Annotated in this window: 1 protein-coding gene; it reads left to right on the top strand. The window is 36.7% G+C overall.

What is annotated here, in order from left to right:
* Positions 1-83 precede the first annotated feature (83 nt).
* Positions 84-283 (top strand): hypothetical protein (locus CXF62_RS01505; RefSeq protein WP_145990526.1); only part of this gene is annotated, 200 nt, incomplete at its 3' end.

Below are 283 nucleotides of genomic sequence, written 5' to 3'. Positions count from 1 at the left end.
TCAATAAGAGAAAAATTGTCTAGATAGAAGACTATCTGACTTGCTAAACAATTTTACTACTACTGATAGTGATAGGAGCTAGTATGGAAGATTCTAAACTTGAAGCATCAATTATTGATGATCGTCCTATCATCGTTAGCCAACAGGAAATAGAAAAGCGCCGCCGCATCAATTTTGATACTTTGGGTAGCTTTGCAGTCGATAATATTCCTTCTAACCCAGCTACTCAGCGTATCTTTCAAGACTTTGAGGAAGGGAAAATTGCAACTAGTAAGGAAGTAAA

The sequence above is a fragment of the Psychrobacter sp. MES7-P7E genome (assembly GCF_002863645.1).
In the GTDB taxonomy this organism is placed as follows: Bacteria; Pseudomonadota; Gammaproteobacteria; order Pseudomonadales; family Moraxellaceae; genus Psychrobacter.
This window is presented reverse-complemented; position numbering and strand designations above follow the sequence as displayed.